Raw genomic sequence first — 20,013 nt, forward strand, 5'->3', positions numbered from 1 at the left:
TGCAGCACGCTCGCAGCGTACTAGTCGCGTCGCAAGTTGGTCAAACCGTCTTGCAGCACGCTCTCAGCGTACTAGAAGCGCCGTCGCCAAGCGTCGGAAAAGCACGGACCGCGTTAAACAGGCGGTTCGTGTTTTTTTCAAATACTGCTTGGACCGAAAACGTTGGACAAATCCGCACAACTCCCCTACTGTTATACCTAACTAAGATGCACAACAGCCTCAACGAGGAAAGCAGGTTACAACGTATGAAAGCGACGATACGACTCGATAAAATGCTCGGCAATCTCGGCTATGGTACGAGAAGCGGTATTAAAATACTGGTCAAACAAGGCGCAGTGGAAGTGAACGGCAAGCGGGTGAAAGACCCCGGCATGCAGATTCACCCCCTTGAGGATATCGTGAAGCTGGACGGTGAGACGATCCGCTATCGGGATACCGTCTACGTCATGCTTCACAAACCGGCAGGTGTGATTTCGGCTACGGAAGACACCCGTGAGCGTACGGTTCTCGACTTGATCGAGGACGATGACGTAACGGTGCTGTCCCCCTTCCCGGTAGGCAGATTGGATAAGGACACGGAAGGGCTGCTACTGCTTACGAATGACGGTAAATTGGCCCACGAACTGCTGTCGCCAAAAAAACATGTGCCAAAGACGTATCGCTCCCTCGTGGCGGGCGTTGTCGGAGAAGAAGATAAAACAGCGTTTGCGAAGGGCGTAACGCTTGACGATGGCTATGTGACGATGCCCGCTCAATTGTCTATCTTGTCACGGCATCCTGCCGGCTTAACCGCAGGTGACGCCGCAGACGATAACGGTGAATACGCCCAGCAACTGGCCGATGCGGTGAAGTTATCATCCGCTATGGGAGAAGCAGCGTTAAGCTGGGTCGAGCTGACAATCCACGAGGGCAAATTTCATCAAGTAAAACGAATGTTCGAGGCCGTTGGCAAGAAAGTGCTTTATTTACGCCGCGTCTCGATGGGGCCGCTCCAGCTCGATCCTGATTTGCCTCCAGGAAGCTGGCGCGAACTTCGCGAAGAGGAAGTTGACATCTTGCGCAATTACCGGAAGGAGAGCAATAACGAATGAACTACCGAATGATCGCATTGGATGTAGACGGTACGCTGCTGAACGATCATCACGAGCTGACGCCAAAGGTTCGGGGGGCTGTCCGTGAGGCGGCGAGCAGGGGCGCGGAGATCGTTCTTTGCACGGGGAGAGGGTCCACGAGCGCATTGCCGGTGCTTAAGGAGCTTGGCTTACAAGGCACAATGATTACCCATAACGGGGCGTCCGTTGTCGATAGCGAAAGTCGGAGCATTTTGTTCGACACTGTGATCTCGCATGACTCGGCCTTCCCTTACATCAACTATTGCCGCGAAAGAGGCATTCATTTCGATATGAATACGGCATTTGATCTATTCACCGAGGCAATTGGAGAAGAAGCGGAGACGATGTATCGCAATCTGAAGGCACAACCGATCAGCCGCCGTAAGGATGATGCGTTCCCGGAGCGGCTCGTCAAGCTGTCTATATATGCGTCCAAAGAAATGATGGACGGTGTGGAGACGGAGTGGGGGACATGGAAGTCAAAGCTTCAATTCGTGCGCAGCGGAGACAACTTCATCGATGTTCAATCCCACGAGGCGACGAAAGGTAAGGCGCTAGAGCGGCTTGCCGCCATGCGTGGCATTCCGCGTAAAAGCATTCTCGCGCTCGGCAATTATTATAATGATCTTGGCATGATCGCTTTTGCGGGCAAAGGAGTGGCGATGGACAACTCGCCACCTGAAGTGAAGGAGAAGGCGGACGCCGTTACGTTGTCGAACAACGAAGACGGAGTTGCCGCCGCCTTAGAAGCTTACGTGTTCTCTTAAAACTGGAATAAAGTTGCGTCGGCATCTGCGAAGATGTCGATTTTCATTTTTTAAAAAAACTACGACGGCTCAATCGACTAACAAAAGTCCAATAGGCAGCGAAATAGTGCTATGGCACAGTCTTATTCGACCCGAAATAGCTGCGGCAGCGAGAATAAGATGGTGGCATAACGTTATTGGTATTCCACAGGACCCATATTGGGTTTTAGTATGGAAAAACGTTACGTCGTAACCTTATTTGTTCTTCAACAGGCGCCGGAGCAGTTGATAGGGTGATCCTGTAACGCTATTCTCTCCCGTTGGGGCTTTCGCTTGTTTGTGAATTGTTAAAAAAAAAAGAACAGCAAGCCGAGGATATCTCAGGCTTGCTTCTGTGACGGGGGAAATCCCGATCAGATCAGAGCTTAGTAACCAGCACGCAGGACGATGACCAGCAAGATGTAAAGTACCAGAACGATGGCTGCCGCTGCAAACATTCCGTGGACTGCACCAGACATCCGAATTCCTCCTTCATGTACATGAGTGTTAGAATACCGAAGCGGGTTTCGGCCGGCATTGCGTCGCCGCCCCTCTCCTCGGTCTACACTTATTGTATGAGCTTGGCGTTTCTCGGATTGGACATTTTACCCGTGGCAAATGATTTTGGGTAAACGCGGAGCCGGGGCATTGCCGGTTGGTGACGAACGCCCGACTTGATCTGCAATCAGGCGTTGCCGCTGCTTCTTCTTTGCTTTGGACGAGTGGATGATTTGCCTTCTCCGAACGTCGCGTAGTCTGTTACTCTGTTTTTGCCGTTTGTTTTGCTGTAATACATGGCCTGGTCCGCCTGTTTCATTAGCGTCTCGCCCGGCTCGCCGGGCATCGCGATGCTGTAACCGACGCTTACCGTGACGATCGTCTCCTGTTCCGTGCGGGCGCGAATCGATTCAGCCGTCTGTTGCACGGTTTCGGGAGTGCCAACGACGAAAGCGACAAGCTCCTCGCCGCCGTAGCGGCCGGCCAGTCCGATGCTGTCCGTCTCCTCCATCAGGATGGATGCCGTCATTTTCAACACGCCATCTGCCTTGTGGTGCCCATGTGTATCGTTCAGTTTCTTGAAATTGTCGATGTCGCAGAAGATAACGCCGAGCGCGCTTCCGCTTTGGATCGCCTGATCCAGCCTGCCCATAAAATAGCGGCGGTTGTACAAGCTCGTCAGCCCGTCTGTAATCGAGGAGCGGTAGACCGACTGAAGAATTTCAACGACGCGTTCGAATAATAAGGCGAAGAGCAGAATGTAATAACAGACGGGAAGAAGTCCCGAGATCGTCTTGAATGCATGCGCTTCCGGTGCCCAGTACGTGCCTGAGATCACAGCCAGTTGCGTCGTGAAGGCGATCATCAGGCTGGCCATATATTTCCGCGGCTGTCCGACGTGGGGGACGAACATGAGCACGAACAATGGGCCTAGAAACAGTAAGTATCCGTCGAGCGCCGGCGTCGATTGCAACCGATCCGTCCATGCGCCTTTGGCTCCTGTCGAGCCGGCGAATGCGTCGAGCGCCGCGACAAGCAGTCCTGTGACGAGTAAGCCGAAAAACCATGCTCTCGTCCGCGGTCTTCTTCGGTGATAAAGTTCGAAAATCGCGAAGTTGATGACGATAAACGCATATACATGTAGAAGCTTCCCGACGAAAACAATCGCAGTCGTATCCGGTGTCATTTTAATCGTGATCGCAAGCTGAAGAATGTGATAAGCAAGAACGAAGGCGAGAGAAGTCAGTAGCGTGCGGTATGTTTGCCTCCGATTACGAGCGTAAAGCCGGTAAGACATAAAAAGCATAAGCGCAACGACAACAAGGGTCATCGCGGATGAGAAAAGGAGTCCGAAATTGTTGGCGGTCATCGTTATGTACATGCGGCACTCCTTTGGCTGATCGAGGTCACTTGCAGAACATATGTTTCTAATATATCATAAATTCCGAGAGTAGAGAGAGCAAGGAGGAATCGCCCTTGAATATTTTGCAGGCGCTGTTTTTCCCCCCGGAACAACCCGGAGGCGTCTCGTCCATGGTTCCCTATATCGGGGAGAGGTTCCGTAAACTCGGCTGGCAGATGGAGTTGTTCTCGCTGCCGAGAAGGATTCGCAACAAAGGCCAGGAAGAGTTCGAATTCGCCACGTTTGATCGGCATGCCTATTCAGGTAAAGGCAACGCCATTGTCGATAAATACGTTCAGACGCTTAAAGATTATTTGTGGTGGGTGAAACTGAGACTTGCCGGGCAGAAGTTTGACCTGATTCATGCCCATCACCCGATCGCGGCGCTCGCAATGAAGCGCGTATTCCCGGACACACCAGTGCTTATGACAGTGCATTCGAGTTACGAGCGGGAACTCATTCTGAACGGCCGCATCAAGGAAGGCGGTCCGGAGCACCGATTTCTGACTTCCATCTACGGCGAGTTGGAGCATGCGACCGACCGGCTAATGACCGTATCGCATTCCTTCTCCCAATATATCGGCAAGTATTTGCAAGAACCTGAGAAGACGGTTGTCATTCCGAACGGATACGATGAGAAAAGATTCAAGCCTGTCCCGCACGAGAACGAAGTCACGCAGTTGGTGACCGTATGCCGACTCGTACCGGCCAAAGGCCTCGATATTTTGCTGCACGCATGCGCGGAATTGCGCAAGCGGGGCGCTCCGTTTGTGTTGCACATCATCGGAGATGGTCCAATCCGTAAAGAGCTGGAGATGCTGTCCCAAGAACTTGGCATATATGATGACACCATTTTTTACGGTTACATGCTTCATCCAGAGGAAATGCTCCCGTTCTTCGACGTATTTGTTCTGCCGTCCCGCGCGGAGGCATTCGGTTCGGTGTTTGCAGAAGCGGCGCTATGTTTGTTGGCGCTCGTCGGCAGCAATATTGGCGGCATCGCAGAGCAGATCGAGGATGGAACGAACGGTCTGCTTGTTCCGCCGGAGGATCCGATCGCTCTCGCGGGGGCGCTCGAAACCGTGATCAACGATCCGCATTTCCGCTATGAGATGGGAAGAGCGGCCTGGAACAAAGCGAAGAAGACGTATGGATTGAACCGAGTCATCAGCGAGCTGAAAAAGATTTACTTGTCGTTCTCGACCGAGACGGCAGCAGCAGAAGAAGAGTCGGAGACCTACGGAGAGGAGTCATGACGACAGCGCGCGGCGGCGCTGCATTTACATTCGTTCACGCGGCGGATTTGCATCTCGACAGCCCGTTCGTCGGGTTGTCGAAGGCGCCGCAGACGGTGCGGGACAGATTGCGCGAGTCAACCTTCGCCGCGTTGCAAGGGTTGTGTACGCTCGTGAGACAGGAGCGGCCCGATTTCGTCGTTATCGCCGGCGACTTGTTCGATGCGGCGGATCGTTCGTTGCGGGCGCAGCTTCGGTTGCAGCGGGCGCTTGCGGATATCGTCTCCACCGGAAGCGCTGTGTACGTCGTACATGGCAACCATGACCCTGAGAGCGGTCGTAAGGCAAAGCTCGATTGGCCGGAAGGCGTGAACGTATTTAGCTCTGGCGATGTTGAATGCCTGCCGGCTTTCAACCGTGCGGGCGAGCTTGTCGCGCATGTATATGGCATTTCCTATGCGACGGCTGCCGTCTCGGATAATTTGGCGCTCCGTTTTCACATCCGCGAGGGGGCGCCTTTTCACTTGGCGTTGCTTCACGCGAATGTGGACGGTGATGCGAAACACGACAATTATGCGCCATGCAAATTGGAAGAACTATCCGCATCCGGCTTCGATTATTGGGCGCTTGGCCATGTACACGATCGGCGTGTGTTGAGGGAGTACCCTCATGTCGTCTACCCCGGCAACACGCAGGGGAGAAACATAAAGGAGACCGGGCCGAAGGGGGCATACGTCGTCTCCGTGTCGGATACGGGGAGGGTGGCAATGAAGTTCCGCGATCTTGCCGATGTGGTATGGCAGGAGGCGGCCGTGTCGATCGAAGGCATCGGGACGGAACAGGAACTTAAGCATCGGTTGCTCGCAACGGCCGAGAAAGTGCAAGCGGATGCTGCAGGACGTCCCGTTGTTGCAAGGTTCCGCCTGGAGGGCCGGGGATCTTTGCACGAGAAATTGCTTCAACCGAACGTCGCCGATGAGTGGCTCGAAGAGCTAAGAGAGTGGCTTGGGGTTCCGGAAGAGACGGACGGCTGGTTATGGCCCGACTCGATCGTCGTTAGGACGGGAGGCGTTTGGTCGCTGGAGTCGGTATCGGGGGAAGAAGGGTTTCTCGGAGAATTGCTGCGTATCGGGCTCTCGGTCGCAAATGACGAAGCTCTGACCCGGACTTTGCTTGAAGAAGCGGCGGAAGCGTTGGCGACGCAGCCGAGGTTGCGCGATTGGCTGCAAAAGAGAACGTACGAGGAACGATCGGCATGGGTCCGGCAAGCTATGGAACTATCCGCGTCGTATTTACGCGAAGGCGAAGCGAACGACGGCGCGTAAATGCTTAGGCGGGGAATCCCGGAGCAAGGTCCGGAAGGACCGAATGGGAAAGGCGGTAGCGCGACGATGCGAATCACGGAGCTTCAAGTCGACGGTTACGGCGCGCTGCGAGCGGTCAAGCTAACGTTCGAGACGCCGATTACCGTCTTATACGGACCTAACGAAGCGGGCAAGAGCACGCTTCTTCGTTTTGTCCGGAGCATGCTGTACGGTTTTCCGACGAGAAAAGATCTTGTCGAACGCGGGGAGCCGATTCATGGCGGCCGCCATGGCGGTCGGTTGTTCGTTGAAGAGAAGGACGGTCGTCGGTGGATACTCGAGCGATACGCGGAGCGAAGCGGAGAGCTTACTTTACGCGACGGCAACGACTTCGAGAAGACGATCGGTCAAGCCGAGTGGGAGAAAACTCACCTTGGCGGCATCTCGGAAAGGTTATTCCGCCAACTGTTTGCTGTATCGCTGAACGAGCTGCATGAATTGCGGACACTTCAAGGCGAGGAAATCGGCAATTATTTGTACCATGCGGGATTGGCGGGAGGAACGGCGCTGACGGGAGCAAGGCGTAAAATCGCTGCGGAGATGGACAAGCTGTACCGGCCGAAAGGTTCAACGCAGGAGATGAACAAGCTGCTCGTCGAGATGAGAGTACTTGAGTCTGCGATCCGGGAGCGGAAAGACCGAGTTCTCGTCTACGTTGAGACCGAGGAGGAACTGGCTCGATTGGAAGCGGCGATTGCCGGAGAGGAACGCGAATTACCTAATCTACGCCTGGAAGCTGCAAGATGGCAAGAAGCCGTTGAATTGAGAGAATGGTGGTTAAAGCGGAAAGTATTGCTGGCAGAGGATGCAGAAGTAAGAAGCCGTCTGGACAACCCGAATGCATCGCTGATGGCTGAGGACGCGACGTATAGATGGGAACGACTTTTGAAGGTGAAGGAGGAAGCTGAGAGGGTATACGTCGATGCGCGCAGCCGGGCCGACGATAGGAAGGAACGGCGCGCACGACTCGTCTGGGATGAGGCGCTGGCCGCCACCGCTTCCGATTGGGCGCGGCTGGACGGTATGAGGGAGACGATCTCCGCCAAGCGCGACGAGAGAGCGGAGTTGGAAGCCGAGCGCAGAACACTCGATGAAGCCGTTCAGAGCGCGATTTCGCGTATTTCCTCGGGTTGGGGAGAGGCAGAGTTGCTCGCGTTCGGCGGGCTGGCCGCCGAGCGCGGGCAAATCCGCTCCGTGCAGATGATGTGGGCGGAGGCGGAGAAGTCGAATGCGGCGCTACAGGGCGAATTTCAACGGCTTGCGCGGGCGGAAGCCGCTCTCACTGCCGAATTAAATACGGGCGAGGGGCTTCCATCGGCGGCAGATGGTACGGCGACAGAGGATACGATGCTCGGCTTGTTCGCTCCCCGCACGAAATCTGCTTTGTTGCAGGCGTGGCATCGCGCTGAGGATACGAGACGCGAGTTTGAGCGCACCCGCGCGGCGGCTGCCGTTGCTGCAGGCGGCATGTCGGAACCTCAGGTGGCATCGGGTGAACCGAATCAAATGGCATATGGCCCGAAGCGATCAAGATCAAGATCGGGGCATACTGCAGGGAGAGCTCGGAAGGCGGACCCTTTCCGCAGATTCTGGCTTGGCGGCGTATTTTCTATGCTTGCGATTGCGTTCGCGGTTCTCTATATGATGGGCGGTATCGGTGAGCAAGGCGCGCGAGGTTCGGCGTTGCTGGCGCTCGCGTTCGTCGTCGCTGCCGCTATCACGTTCCGGATGGTGCAGTCGACCGGTCGGAGCGCAAACGAAGGCCCATCCGAGAGGGAGGCTTCGCACGCGGTGTCAGAGCTGCGCCGTGGGCGTCTTAACTTCGGCGAAGCGTTACGGCAGTTGCTTCGCCACCCGGAGACGGCTGCAGCCGGACTAGGCGCAGAAATTCGAGGCGAGCATGCTCAGTCGGCGGATACACCGCCACTAAATGAACTGCTGCGGGCCTCCGCTTCCGAAGACGATATTTGGCAACGGTTGCGGGAGGCCGTATATGATCGACTGGCGGAGTTCGAAGCAGCCGAGCGGGGCGACGCGAAGCGAGGCGAACTGATGAGCCGACTGCAGGAAACGCGCAGGGAGCGAGAATTCGTACTGGCCGACGCAGCGGAGTGCCGCGAGAAGCAACGATCGATACGCGAGGACTGGCAGCGCTGGCTCGCAGAGCGGAAGCTGCCGACCGGCCTGGAGCCGGACAGCTTGCCGGAACTGCTTGGCTTGGCCGAGCAGGGGCAGGCTGCGCTGCGAAGGCGCAACCGCGTTTTGGAAAGGGCGTTAGCGCTTGATGAGACGATCGGCGAATATGAAGCCGAAGTCTGCAAGCTGCGTGAGATATGCGAGAGCACAAGCGGACTAGGAACGACGGCAGTGCCCGATAAAGACGCCGCACGAACGGCGAGCTGGCTGGCGCGTGCGTCTGCGGATATGGCCGCGGCAAAAGCGGAAGCGGAGCGATTGGATCAACTGATGGCCGAGGCAGATTTGGCAATGGAAGAGGCAACCTTAAGACTTGCTGTAGCGGAAGAAGGCATTTCCGCGATGTTGGAGGAGGCGGGGGAGCGGAACGAAAACGCAATGGGTGTCCGTCTGGCCGTAGATGAACGGAGCCGTGCGCTGAGAAGGGAAGCCGGGGAAATCCGCATACGGCTCGAGGCGGGCAAAGGCGAAGAAGCGAAGGAGCGGCTGTACGAGATGTTAGGCCGTTATGATGCAGCCGCTTTGACTGCCATGACCGCCGAAGCAAATGACAAGCTCGAAGAAGCAGAGCGGTTGCGCGCGGAGCGGCTCGACAAGCGCGGAAGACTCGCGCAAGAGCTGGAGCGGCAGCGCGGAGATGCAGAGCAGGAAGACGCCGTACAGCGCCTTCGGGAGCTGCAGAGCAAGCTGGAGACGCTTGCCGAAAGGTATGCGGTGCTTGCTCTGAGCGAGCGGCTCATCGCAAGAACGAAAGCGGTGTTCGAGGAAGAAAAGCAGCCTGAAGTGCTGCTGCGGGCGTCGGGCCATTTTCGCCGCATGACGGATAGCGCTTACGTCCGCATTGTGGCTCCCGGCGAGACGAAGGCGCTGTTCGCCGAAACGGCGGAGAAGCAACTGATCGATAGTGCTTTCCTGAGCCGCGGCACGCAAGAGCAGCTTTACTTGGCGATGAGATTCGCGCTGTGCGAAGCGGCTTCTCCGGACAAGCCGCTGCCGTTGTTGCTTGATGACCTTTTCGTTCATTTCGACGAGGTCAGGCTGAAGCATACGATACCGGTCATCGAGGAATTGTCGCGCACCCGGCAAGTGTTGCTGTTCACTTGTCATGCAAGCGTTGCGAAGGCGATAACTTCAGGTCTTCCGACAGCGCGGACCCTCGTATTGGGGCGTTCGGACTAGGCGGATTGGGCGGGATTTACGCTTCTGGTCTGTCTCGGCCGATCAGGAACAGCCAGCCAAGGCTAAGCAATCCGAATGTCGGATACAGCGCGGACAAAAGCGGTCCGAACCCGAACTGTCCGGCGAGGAAGCAAAGCAGAAGCAGCGCCACTGTTATGATCCAAGGCGAAGTTTTCAACCTTGTCTCCAACTGGAGCGTTAGCCCGAAGATGTCAGCGACGAGCGTCGTGAAAATCTCCATGAAAATGAGCAGGACATAAATCCAGTGCAGCCATGCGCTTAGCGACAAAGCGATGCCGCCCATAGGAATGTCAAAAAGGGCGATATCCGGCATTTTTGCCGACAATGCCAAATGTCCGGCGAGCAGCATAAAGCCGATGCCGATGCCTCCCAGCCATGCGCCTCGGCGCAGCACGACCGGATTGTTGATCGCGGAGCCGAGCGGAACGAGCACCGCTTGCGACATTGACAGGTTAAAGGCGGCGTAGAGGAACGGCGATAACAAAGCGGCCCACGGAGACAACTCGCTTTCGCGGGTTAGCCACGCGCCGGATACGGGCTGTCTAAGCGTCTCGACGACGAGAAACGCGGTAAATCCGATCATAAGCGGCACGACGAACGTATTGATTGACAGAATAGCGTTCATGCCTTTGCGTAGAAGCATGAAACAAGCGAACATCGTGACGATCAAGCCCGTCTGATAACTTAGATTGAGATGTTCGGAGAAGATCGAACCCGCGCCCGCGAGCATGACGGCATTGACTCCGAGTAAAATGACGAGCATAAGCAAGCTTACCCACTTGCCCGTTCTTTCGCCGAACAGGTGCTTGTTCAAGTCTTCATACGACTTCGCTTGCAATTTGGCCGCGAGCAGCATCACTTTGGCGCCTATCCAGACGAAGAAAATCGTGGATACGAAGATGAGAAGCGGTCCCCAATACCCGAAGCGGGTAAAAAATTGCATGACTTCCTTGCCGGAGGCGAAACCCGCCCCGACCACGGTTCCGATAAACACTAATGCGACTTGAATGCTGAGCGCCCATTGCTTCATTCGAGCGGAACCTCCCGACACGGACCTTGTCCGGCTGCTCTTCTACTCTATGAGGCAGCATGGACGGGCATGACTTGAGGAGTTTGCTGACATGATTTTATTGCTATTATCCATTCTCGTATTTGCAGTTACTCTCATACTGATCATTCTCCGCCCGAAAGGGATTAACGAAGCGTTTCTTGCGATGCCTGGAGCGCTTCTGCTACTCGCGACCGGGTCCCTTGCCTGGGAAGATGCAGGCTATATATGGCAGGTCGTTTGGAACGCGACGTTGTCGCTGATCGGCATTATGGTGCTGACGGCGGTGATGGACGGCAACGGCTTTTTCCGCTGGGCATCGCTTCATATCGTACGCAAGTTTCACGAAAGACGGCTGTTGCTTCTGACTGGACTTGCGTTGTTTTCGTGTTTAGTTACGACATTCTTCAACAACGACGGCACGATTCTAATTATGACGCCGATCGTATTGGAAGTAACAGCGCTTCTAGGCATGGGCAAATCAGCGAGAATCGCCTTTCTCTTATCTGTCGGCCTGATTGCGGATACGGCTAGCGGGACGCTCATGGTCAGTAATTTGACGAATATTTTGACGGCGGATTACTTCGGTATGTCGTTCGGCGACTATGCGCGTCATATGGTCTTTCCGGGTCTAGCGGCTTCGGCGGCGACGGTTGCCGTGCTGCTGCTCGTATTTGGGCGTACGATACGACGTGACGCGTTGAATCCGAAGCCGCGGCTGCCGCAATTTCCAGTGCCGAGGACGGCGATTGTCAATCCGGTCGTGTTTCGGCTGTCATGGGTTGTCTTTCTGTTGATCCTGATCGGATATTTCGGATCGGAAACGCTCGATGTACCTGTATCGTTCATCGCCTGCGGGGGTGCACTTCTGCTCTGGGCGGCGGGAGCGGCGACGCAAAGCGTACGTTCGGCCGACATCGTGCGCAGAACGCCATGGCTGATCGTTGCGTTCGCATTGGCGATGAACTTGATCGTGTATAACATGTATGTGCACGGTGCAGTCGATTGGTTTCCCGATTTGCTGCAGCCGCTGGCGGACCGGGGGCTCGCGTCGTCCGTGTTCGGTGCCGGGACACTGTTCTCCTTGCTGGCTGCCGTATTTAACAATTTGCCGGCTGTTCTGATCTCCTCGTTGTCGATCTCCAGCTTAAACGAGATCGGCGTGTTCCCTTTCGCCAGTCTTATCGGGATGTCGGTCGGAGCCAAGCTGACGCCGATCGGATCGCTCGCCACGATGTTATGGCTTGCTATACTGCGCAGGGATGGCGTGCATATCGGCTGGGGACAGTACATGAAATACGGTTTTCTGCTAACGCTGCCCGTCTTGCTCGTGACCTTGGGAGCGCTTTGGCTGCAAAGCTTGTTATAACGTGCGTACGCACAGCAGTTCAGATGGGCCATCGTTGGACAGCGGGGGTTGAACGAAAACGCGGATCGGGTACAATGGAATGAGGACGATTCACGGTTCCCGAGGGGGGAGCGTAACGACGGCCGCGGATGCTTCGCGTGATCGACGTTCGCTTCGGGCGCTGGCTTGCGAGCAAGGCAGCGATGTGAAACACAACTACCCGGCCCGGGAGAGTCGTCCGTTTGTTCCGGGCTGCAAAGGAGCAGTTCACGATGAACGACCAAATGCAACAACATTTACGCAAGAAGCCTTACCTTGTCGATGCGATCGCAGGCAACTCCGCTATGCTGGTCTCTCTCGGTTCGACCGGGAGACTTTACCGACTGTGGTGGCCGCACATCGACTACCCTCAGCATGTAGACGAAATCCGAACAGGATTGAAAATCGGGAGTACGCCGGGGGGCGTAACCTGGTTCGACGATCCTGCGGAAGGATGGGCTCATGCTGCAAGCTACGTGCCTGGCACGAATGCGTACCGTGTCGTTTCCACGCACTCCACGTTTCCGGTCGAAGTGGAACAGACAGATTTCGCCATACCGGGACAGTCTATAATGGCTAGAGGATATCGGATTACGAATACGGGGCACGATCCGTTGAAGTTGGACTTCTTCCATTACGGGTCGTTCCGAATTATGGAAAACGAATTGTATATGACAACGGAGTTCTATGGCGATCACGACGCGCTTCTGCACTTCCGCCACCAGTACGCGTTCGCAGTCGGCAGTACGGCAATATGCAGCGGCTATCAAGCCGGTCAAGGAGCTTGGAAGCAATCGTGCGAAGGTGCCTTGAACGGCAGTCGCATCGATATGAAGCCGGACGGCTCAGTGCAATGGACGATTACCGATATCGAACCGGGGCAGTCGGTCGTTCTTCCCGTTTATATCGCAGCCGGGCACTCCCGAAAAGAGGCTCTCGAAGCGCTGGAGACGGCGAAGTCGAAAACGTACGACGACTGGTTTAATGACATGGTTGCGTATTGGGCGGATTACTTATCCGCAGCTGCGCCTTGCCCTGGCGGGAACGAGCGTATCTCCGCCTTATACGAACGCTCTTTGCTTGCGATGAAGCTGATGGCGGACGAAGCGACGGGAACGATCGTCGCCGCGCCGGAGTTCGACGAGACGTTCAGCCGCTGCGGTGGTTACGCCTATAGCTGGGGCAGAGACGCTGCGTTCGTCACGACGGCGTTTAACAAGGCAGGTCTTGGCGCTCTGACTGAGAAGTTCTACGACTGGGCCATTACGGCACAGGAGCCTGACGGTTCCTGGCAGCAACGCCATTATCACGACGGCAGTCTCGCACCCCATTGGGGATTGCAGATCGACGAAGGCTCTTCGCTCATCTGGGGGATGTGGGAATATTATCTTCATAGCGGTGAGCGCCCGGAATTTGTGGAGCGCATGTGGCCTTCCATCGAAAAGGGAGCGGCTTTCCTGGCCAAGTTTATCGATCCCGAAACCGGACTGCCATTGCCGAGCATGGACTTGTGGGAGGAACGACTTGCGGAGCATACGTATTCTGCAGCAGCGGTTTTCGGCGGATTGTCCGCAGCTGCATCGTTCGCTCGCCGTAAGGGAAACAACGGGCTCGCAGATCAATGGGAGACCCTCGCGCAGAGAATTGCGGCTTCGATCGAAGAACACTGCTGGAACGAAGATAAGGGCGCTTATTACCGCGGCCTCAAGCTGAATGTCAGCCCATGGGATTACGAAGCCTCTGTTGCGGGCGGAGCGCGTGGAACGGTAAAACCGAGAGACAAAAGCTATCAATCGTTCGTTCTTGATTACGACTCGATCGTCGATATTAGCCTACTTGGGCTTGCCGTGCCGTTCGGCGCGGTTCCAGTCGATAATCCGAGAATGACTCGTACAGCGGATGCGATCGAAGCGCTGCTGACGTCCCCGAAAGTCGGCGGGATCAAGCGGTACGAGAATGACACTTACATCGGCGGCAATCCATGGATTCTAACGACGTTGTGGCTTGGCCATTACAGAACGCTGCAAGGACGTTACGATGAGGCAAGACGGCATTTGGAGTACGCTTTGGAACATACGACGCCGTCCGGACTACTGCCGGAACAAGTCGATCGTGAGACGGGCGAGACCGCTTGGGTCGTTCCGCTTACTTGGTCGCATGCTATGTTCGTGCTTGCCGTACACATGCTGGCGGAACGCGGAGAACTTCCGACTAATTGATGCAATACGCAAAAAGGGGCTGTTCAAAAGTGTTCGCATGACAGGCGAACGTCCCTTTGCACACGTGAAAGGACCTCAATTTCCACCACTTCAATGTGGGGGCTGAGGTCCTTTCTACGACGGTACAATCGACGATAGCTTCGAATAAGCGTCGAACGATTAACAACTGGACGAGCGTATGTGTATGAAAATTCGTACAAAATCGGGAGGATCGGCGGCCGGACGGGGTATGTGTATGAAAATTCACACAAAAACGGGTAGGTCGGCAACCGGACGAGTGTATGTGTATGAAAATTCGTACAAAATCGAGCAGATCAGCAACTGGACGAGCGTATGTGTATGAAAATTCGTACAAAATCGGGCAGAACGGCAACGGGCTTCTTTTATTCGTCCAAGGACAACAGCCGGATCGTAAGTACGGCACGGGTATCCGGATCCAGATCAAGCTTGACCCAGCCCCCGGTGACTTTAGCCGTTAATACGTTCGACATACCGTCGACCGGGATGCCGAGCAGCTTGGCGGCGTCCGAGCCCTCCATCCCAAGCTTCAGTCCCAGAATACCGGTCTTAGCCTTATCGGCGTTCACTTCGATGTAAACGACTGCTGAAGTTTCATCGAGACCGATCGATAAGCCATCGTATTCCCATATGTCAATCGTCCCTTCATCGCCTGGCAGCGGGTAAGATTCGACGGGCAAGCCGTATTTCTTAATAATAACATCATCCGTGTCGCCGAGTTTAATATTAGCGAGCGAAGGCGATTTGAAGTTAAAAGCGGCCTCCTTCGACGATCCGGCTTTCGGTGGCGATGGTTCGAGCTTCGAGGCTTCAACGGCGTCGGAAGGGTCGTTATGTTCACTGTTCGTCGTGTTTTCTTTTCCAGCATTCGAAGCGGATGGAGCAGGGGAGGATGCAGGGCTCCACGTTGAACTTGCAGGTCCGGACGGATCCGATGCATCGCTTCGATCAGAACCGGGTGTCGGCGTCTCTGCATTGCCCGATTTCGCGGGGGGCTTCTGCGAAGCAGTTGATGCGGTATCCGGAGACTCTGCACTGCAAGACACGAGGACGGCGGACAGCACGATTGCCATGCTTATTTTCAGTCTCATTGCTGCGCGTTTTGTCATGTGCCCGTCCCCTCCTTCCTTATAACTTCATTATATGTATAGAGACATTACAAATCATGGAAAAGTTTCGTTACAAGCGCAAATTTCCTCGAAATGCTTCTTTTGTCGCATAGAGTCGTCGTGTGTCGTTAGTCGGATGGGTATATAGTCATGAAACCGTTTCTGGACAAACGCCGATTTTGTCGGTTATTCCAACAAAACCCGGTGTTGCGCCTGCGAAAAGGATATGGTACGTTAAACGGAAAAGAAATCGGGTGGAGGAGAACTCATGGACATCCTGAAAGAACGCATATTAAAGGAAGCAAGCGTCGTCAACGCGGGGGTGCTTAAGCTGGACTCTCTCCTCAACCACGGCGTGGATCCTCAATTGACGATGGAAATGGGCAAAGAATTCGCCGCGCGATTCTCGAACGAGAAGGTCACGAAAGTGATCACGGTGGAATCGTCCGGCATTCCTGTCGCTTTCGCGACTGCGCTCGTGCTTGGCGTGCCTCTTGTGTTCGCTCGCAGGAAGAAGACGCTGCTCGGGGAGCCTGATGCGTATTGCGAGCGGGTGCCTTCTTTTACGAAAGGGATCGTCACTGATTTGATCGTCTCCCGCCACTTGCTTAGTGCGGACGATTCGGTGCTGTTCATCGACGATATTATCGCCAATGGAGACGCCGCGCGCGGACTTATCCGGATTATCGAACAATCCGGCGCCAGTCTGAAAGGAATCGGCATCGTGCTGGAGAAGGCATTCCAAGCGGGCGGTCGCACGCTTCGCGAACATGGATACCGCGTCGAGACGCTTGTGCGGATTCAATCGCTTGACGATAATACGATCACCTTCGCGGACGAATAGAAACGGCGTTTGTCCTTTCCCATTCGGGTTTGTATATCGTATAATAATATTTAATCTGCATATAGGGAGGCGAACAGCAGATGGAAAACAATAATCGAGAGCAATGGTCTCACGATTTTTTGCTGAACAAGCTGGAGCAGGCCAAAGTCCATTTCGAGCGTGCGATCGATAGCAAGCATACGGAGTTCGACGACCTATACCCTTATATGATCGAACATCCGCAATTTTTCTGGTATAAACGTTATGTTGCGTGGTCCGAATTGCTGACGATCGTGAAGCTGTGCGAAGAGCTCGGTATCCCGTGGGCGGAAAAATTCACTGCCCATCAAGCGGAGTATATAAACAAAAGAGTAATGTCCAGCAAAGTGCTGGATTACTGGTACGAGATGAACGATACGAAGGAACATGTGGGCTGATACTTTTGGCGGTCGCTCATGAGCGATGAATAACGAACGAGAAGAAACCCGCATGGACGACTGTCCGGCGGGTTTCTCCTTGAAGGAAGGAGGATGAATGGTTCATGGCAATGACAGATGAACAATTGGATCGTTATCGGCAAGACGGCACGAAAGTCAGAATCGTTCGCGATGCACTCGATATTAACGACGTGAGGGGGATCGTTGTCGCGTGGGACGATGATTACGTGCTCATTCGCAGGCCTAACCGCAAAGTCGTCAAAATCCAACGGATTTACGATATGCAACCTGCGAGCGAGGAGCGGCGCTGGGAATTGAGGGAATCATGAGGGGGACGTGGCTCCGAGTGAGAAACTGCTTTCAAATTCGCTTGAGGGTAGCTATCGGCAATGCCAATTTAATCCCTTTGTCGGTCACTCGGCGAGGAATCCGTTTTGAAGTGCAAACGCTCAAAATGACCATCCAATTGCATCAATATTGGATGGTCATTTTCTTTTGGAATCAGTAAATATTTTATGATTTTAGATCATCTATTTTTACTTTTTTTCTACATGTAGAAGAAAATAACTCATTTGGGAATCTTTTTTTATACAGCCACTAATTGTGTAGTCCATTTCACCTTGAGCATTTTCCTCACTTGATACTTTGGAACAAGTATCTGTTCGTCTACCTTTGTTGCTTCCACCAAATTTATCATTTGAATTATTGTAGGTATAACTAATAACATTTCCTACAAATCCAATAATAGTTATTAATTGGTCGAATTTTTCTATGTTGGAGTAGACTTGATGTATGTAAACAACATCACCTTTGTTAATTGCTTCTTTGGCAGTGTACGATTTGCTTTTTGAGCAACCGATTAACCCTCCAAAAACTTCCTGATTCTTTGATGACGCACTTAATTCACACTCGGCGGGAGATTTTTTTTGTCTTAACCGTTACGTCTGCCGCTCCATTCGCCCGGTGTCATTCCCGTTATTTTACGAAACATTTTGGAGAAATGATGAATGTCTGAGAAACCGCAATACGATGCAATCTCATCACGTGTCAAGGAGGCGCCGGATAACAGTTCCTTCGCATGCTCAATGCGCATGTCGATCAAATAGCGATGGGGAGAACGTCCGAATCGTCGTTTGAACAACGCGCTGAAGTAAGAAGGCGACATGTGAGCGCGCTCCGCCATTTTCTCGATGGAGAGCGACTCCTGAAGGTTGTAGGACAAGTAGGACGGAATCCAGCTTAACGTATGGTCTGATTCTTTAGCCTGTCCTCGTTCTTCCGCATGATCTTCCAAAATAGCGAGTACAAGCTCCGTCATTATGTTTTGCGTTCTTAACTGGTCAAGCGGATCCTGGCTCTGCCAGAGACTAACGGCCTGCAGCACAATGTCTCGGTATTTACCGGAGTCGCGCGGCCGAAGGCGAACGGGAATCCGCACGCCCTGAAGGTCGCTCAGCTTTGGCTGCATCAGATGCAGATAAGGACTCAGATCGACTTGCCCGGGGCGGGTCGGAAAACTAAGCTTGCGGTCGGGATGATAAAAAATATCGAAGTGGGCGAAAGGCGTGATCGTATTTGTTAAGCCTTCGAGTTCGTTCAACTGGCCGGGCTGAATGAGGCAAAATTCACCTGCTTGGAAATCATAAGGAACTCCATCCACAGTAAACCGACAACGGCCTTCCTTAACGAAAATAAGCAAATAGTCGAGAAGTCGTCGTTCCGGGTGCGTCCAAGGACGACGGATTGCCATATCGCTTTGACGGATAAATGGGGCGATCGGCTTCTGTGCCAGCAATTCCGATAGTTGCATCCGAGTGTCTCCTTATTTTTTCGAAATGGGAAAGTTGTTTTTGACAAAACGAAAATTCCTTTGAACAATGTTTTTTCCATCTGCGCATATTAAAATTAACTTGTAACCTAGACATTTGCAAGATTGAATTGTATCGCAAGCAGGGTAGAAGCGCTACGACTGCAATGCGATAATGTAATCGATTTGAACAATATAAAAATGAAGCGAAGGAGAAATGGACGATGTCGAACGAGACGAATGCGCAAGCGTTGCCGACGATCGAAAGCGAATACGAGTTGACAGCCCAGCAACTCGCCGATTACGAGGAGAACGGACATATTTTGCTTAGGGGTGTCGCTTCCCCACAGGAAATTGATGCTTTCGAGCCTGTCATCAGCGGATGTGTGCAAACATTGAACCGACAAAATAAACCGCTTGAGGAGCGCGATACGTACGGCAAGGCGTTTATCCAAATCGGTAACTTATGGCAGCATTCGGAGGAGGAGGCCCGTTTTACGCTTGCGAAGCGGTTCGCGAAGATTGCAGCCGATCTGATGGGTGTCGACGGAGTGAGGCTGTATCATGATCAGGCATTATACAAAGAGCCGGGTGGCGGGCATACGCCGTGGCACCAAGATCAAATTTATTGGCCGCTCGACACGGATAAGACAATAACATTGTGGATGCCGCTCGTGCCGATTCCGGAAGAAGTCGGCTCTATGGTGTTCGCATCGAAGTCGCAGCGCGAAGGGTATATTAGCAAGCTCGTCATCTCCGATGAGTCCCACCGGACGCTTGCCCAGTATATCGACGGCAAAGGATTCGATAAAGTCAGCTATGGAGCTATGGCGGCTGGTGACGCCACCTTCCATTCCGGCTGGACGCTGCACAGCGCGCCAGGCAATCCGACTCCGGATATGCGCAAAGTCATGACCATCATCTACATTGCGGACGGACTGCGTATCGCCGAGCCGGACACTAACGCCCGCCGCAGTGACTTGTTGTCGTGGTTCCCGGGGCTGAACCCGGGCGATTTGGCGGCGAGCGAACTTAACCCTCTCCTGTACAAGCGGACAAAATAAGAACGATAACGTTGAAGTCGTTTCGCGCCCCTTTTGTCGATATCCCTTTCACTCAGTAAGCGTCTGAAGGGATTGAGGGTGAGGAAATCGGCCACCCGATCGTCGCATTTGCAACAATAGCAAAGCATCGGCACTTTTTCTGAGTGGACGGGATAACGACAAAGAGAAAATGTGCTGCCATCGTTTTTTCAGGGGGGGATATCTTTTTTTCTGTCAAACTTCTGAGAAAATGTCACCCTAACTCGTCCGAGAAAATGTCACTTTTTTAAGTGGTGCCGAAGCCTCTCACCAGAGCGCTTCGGCATAGCT

The 20,013-nt window shown here is 53.9% G+C and carries 16 protein-coding genes; 11 read left to right on the forward strand and 5 right to left on the reverse strand.

From position 1 onward, the window contains the following. The first annotated feature begins 245 nt into the window (after nt 1–245). Nucleotides 246–1,091, forward strand: coding sequence for a pseudouridine synthase (locus ACFPOF_RS23535; RefSeq protein WP_378137300.1), 846 nt, complete (start codon nt 246–248; stop codon nt 1,089–1,091). Continuing rightward, a complete protein-coding gene (locus ACFPOF_RS23540; protein ID WP_378137270.1) occupies nt 1,088–1,879 on the forward strand; it encodes a Cof-type HAD-IIB family hydrolase in 792 nt (263 codons plus the stop codon). Before ACFPOF_RS23535 ends, ACFPOF_RS23540 begins: the two co-directional genes overlap by 4 nt. Before the next feature lie 404 nt (nt 1,880–2,283). Here ACFPOF_RS23540 and ACFPOF_RS23545 read toward each other — a convergent pair whose 3' ends face one another. Together ACFPOF_RS23545 and ACFPOF_RS23550 are read right to left on the reverse strand one after the other, a co-directional pair. Further along, nucleotides 2,284–2,376, reverse strand: a complete 93-nt coding sequence (locus tag ACFPOF_RS23545; protein WP_378137272.1) for a YjcZ family sporulation protein — start codon at nt 2,374–2,376, stop codon at nt 2,284–2,286. 206 nt (nt 2,377–2,582) lie between these two features. Then, nucleotides 2,583–3,776, reverse strand: a complete 1,194-nt coding sequence (locus ACFPOF_RS23550) for a GGDEF domain-containing protein (RefSeq protein ID WP_378137274.1) — start codon at nt 3,774–3,776, stop codon at nt 2,583–2,585. Nucleotides 3,777–3,871: 95 nt separating this feature from the next. Here ACFPOF_RS23550 and ACFPOF_RS23555 point away from each other — a divergent pair, with 95 nt between their 5' ends. The 3 genes from ACFPOF_RS23555 to ACFPOF_RS23565 are packed head-to-tail and all read left to right on the forward strand — an operon-like array spanning nt 3,872 to nt 9,771. Continuing rightward, nucleotides 3,872–5,053 carry a glycosyltransferase family 4 protein gene (locus ACFPOF_RS23555; protein WP_378137276.1) on the forward strand — a complete coding sequence of 394 codons (1,182 nt, stop codon included), beginning with the start codon at nt 3,872–3,874 and terminating at the stop codon, nt 5,051–5,053. Continuing rightward, nucleotides 5,050–6,357, forward strand: coding sequence for a metallophosphoesterase family protein (locus ACFPOF_RS23560; RefSeq protein WP_378137278.1), 1,308 nt, complete (start codon nt 5,050–5,052; stop codon nt 6,355–6,357). Before ACFPOF_RS23555 ends, ACFPOF_RS23560 begins: the two co-directional genes overlap by 4 nt. Continuing rightward, entirely contained in the window at nt 6,358–9,771 is a 3,414-nt protein-coding gene (locus tag ACFPOF_RS23565; protein WP_378137280.1) for an AAA family ATPase, read from the forward strand. It begins immediately after the preceding gene. Nucleotides 9,772–9,787: 16 nt separating this feature from the next. On the opposite strand, the gene ACFPOF_RS23570 is transcribed toward ACFPOF_RS23565, so the two are convergent. Continuing rightward, nucleotides 9,788–10,822, reverse strand: a complete 1,035-nt coding sequence (locus ACFPOF_RS23570) for a YkvI family membrane protein (RefSeq protein WP_378137282.1) — start codon at nt 10,820–10,822, stop codon at nt 9,788–9,790. Between the two features lie 91 nt (nt 10,823–10,913). Between ACFPOF_RS23570 and ACFPOF_RS23575 the strand changes: the two genes are divergently transcribed. Both ACFPOF_RS23575 and ACFPOF_RS23580 read left to right on the forward strand, forming a co-directional pair. Then, nucleotides 10,914–12,209, forward strand: a complete 1,296-nt coding sequence (locus tag ACFPOF_RS23575) for an ArsB/NhaD family transporter (protein WP_378137284.1) — start codon at nt 10,914–10,916, stop codon at nt 12,207–12,209. Between the two features lie 251 nt (nt 12,210–12,460). Continuing rightward, nucleotides 12,461–14,446: a glycoside hydrolase family 15 protein gene (locus ACFPOF_RS23580; protein ID WP_378137286.1), complete on the forward strand. Its 1,986-nt coding sequence runs from the start codon at nt 12,461–12,463 to the stop codon at nt 14,444–14,446. Nucleotides 14,447–14,829: 383 nt separating this feature from the next. Here the strand turns inward: ACFPOF_RS23580 and ACFPOF_RS23585 are convergent, their stop codons facing one another. Next, entirely contained in the window at nt 14,830–15,573 is a 744-nt protein-coding gene (locus ACFPOF_RS23585) for a hypothetical protein (RefSeq protein WP_378137288.1), read from the reverse strand. Nucleotides 15,574–15,841: 268 nt separating this feature from the next. Here ACFPOF_RS23585 and ACFPOF_RS23590 point away from each other — a divergent pair, with 268 nt between their 5' ends. The 3 genes from ACFPOF_RS23590 to ACFPOF_RS23600 all read left to right on the forward strand — a co-directional run bounded on the left by ACFPOF_RS23590 (nt 15,842) and on the right by ACFPOF_RS23600 (nt 17,162). Continuing rightward, nucleotides 15,842–16,417 carry a xanthine phosphoribosyltransferase gene (locus tag ACFPOF_RS23590; protein WP_378137290.1) on the forward strand — a complete coding sequence of 192 codons (576 nt, stop codon included), beginning with the start codon at nt 15,842–15,844 and terminating at the stop codon, nt 16,415–16,417. A gap of 80 nt (nt 16,418–16,497) precedes the next feature. Beyond that, nucleotides 16,498–16,833 carry a hypothetical protein gene (locus ACFPOF_RS23595; protein WP_378137292.1) on the forward strand — a complete coding sequence of 112 codons (336 nt, stop codon included), beginning with the start codon at nt 16,498–16,500 and terminating at the stop codon, nt 16,831–16,833. A gap of 110 nt (nt 16,834–16,943) precedes the next feature. Then, nucleotides 16,944–17,162, forward strand: coding sequence for a hypothetical protein (locus tag ACFPOF_RS23600; protein WP_378137302.1), 219 nt, complete (start codon nt 16,944–16,946; stop codon nt 17,160–17,162). Nucleotides 17,163–17,764: 602 nt separating this feature from the next. Here the strand turns inward: ACFPOF_RS23600 and ACFPOF_RS23605 are convergent. Next, nucleotides 17,765–18,643: a helix-turn-helix domain-containing protein gene (locus ACFPOF_RS23605; protein WP_378137294.1), complete on the reverse strand. Its 879-nt coding sequence runs from the start codon at nt 18,641–18,643 to the stop codon at nt 17,765–17,767. 221 nt (nt 18,644–18,864) lie between these two features. Between ACFPOF_RS23605 and ACFPOF_RS23610 the strand changes: the two genes are divergently transcribed. Further along, nucleotides 18,865–19,704 carry a phytanoyl-CoA dioxygenase family protein gene (locus tag ACFPOF_RS23610; protein WP_378137296.1) on the forward strand — a complete coding sequence of 280 codons (840 nt, stop codon included), beginning with the start codon at nt 18,865–18,867 and terminating at the stop codon, nt 19,702–19,704. The last annotated feature ends 309 nt before the right edge of the window (nt 19,705–20,013 follow it).

The sequence above is a fragment of the Cohnella soli genome, from assembly GCF_042655525.1.
Lineage (GTDB): Bacteria > Bacillota > Bacilli > Paenibacillales > Paenibacillaceae > Cohnella > Cohnella soli.

Coding starts and splice junctions, on each gene's coding strand:
- ACFPOF_RS23535 (WP_378137300.1), top strand. CDS start 246: ATGAAAGCGACGATACGACTCGATAAAATGCTCGGCAATCTCGGCTAT.
- ACFPOF_RS23540 (WP_378137270.1), top strand. CDS start 1,088: ATGAACTACCGAATGATCGCATTGGATGTAGACGGTACGCTGCTGAAC.
- ACFPOF_RS23545 (WP_378137272.1), bottom strand. CDS start 2,376: ATGTCTGGTGCAGTCCACGGAATGTTTGCAGCGGCAGCCATCGTTCTG.
- ACFPOF_RS23550 (WP_378137274.1), bottom strand. CDS start 3,776: ATGTACATAACGATGACCGCCAACAATTTCGGACTCCTTTTCTCATCC.
- ACFPOF_RS23560 (WP_378137278.1), top strand. CDS start 5,050: ATGACGACAGCGCGCGGCGGCGCTGCATTTACATTCGTTCACGCGGCG.
- ACFPOF_RS23565 (WP_378137280.1), top strand. CDS start 6,358: ATGCTTAGGCGGGGAATCCCGGAGCAAGGTCCGGAAGGACCGAATGGG.
- ACFPOF_RS23570 (WP_378137282.1), bottom strand. CDS start 10,822: ATGAAGCAATGGGCGCTCAGCATTCAAGTCGCATTAGTGTTTATCGGA.
- ACFPOF_RS23575 (WP_378137284.1), top strand. CDS start 10,914: ATGATTTTATTGCTATTATCCATTCTCGTATTTGCAGTTACTCTCATA.
- ACFPOF_RS23580 (WP_378137286.1), top strand. CDS start 12,461: ATGAACGACCAAATGCAACAACATTTACGCAAGAAGCCTTACCTTGTC.
- ACFPOF_RS23585 (WP_378137288.1), bottom strand. CDS start 15,573: ATGACAAAACGCGCAGCAATGAGACTGAAAATAAGCATGGCAATCGTG.
- ACFPOF_RS23590 (WP_378137290.1), top strand. CDS start 15,842: ATGGACATCCTGAAAGAACGCATATTAAAGGAAGCAAGCGTCGTCAAC.
- ACFPOF_RS23595 (WP_378137292.1), top strand. CDS start 16,498: ATGGAAAACAATAATCGAGAGCAATGGTCTCACGATTTTTTGCTGAAC.
- ACFPOF_RS23600 (WP_378137302.1), top strand. CDS start 16,944: ATGACAGATGAACAATTGGATCGTTATCGGCAAGACGGCACGAAAGTC.
- ACFPOF_RS23605 (WP_378137294.1), bottom strand. CDS start 18,643: ATGCAACTATCGGAATTGCTGGCACAGAAGCCGATCGCCCCATTTATC.
- ACFPOF_RS23610 (WP_378137296.1), top strand. CDS start 18,865: ATGTCGAACGAGACGAATGCGCAAGCGTTGCCGACGATCGAAAGCGAA.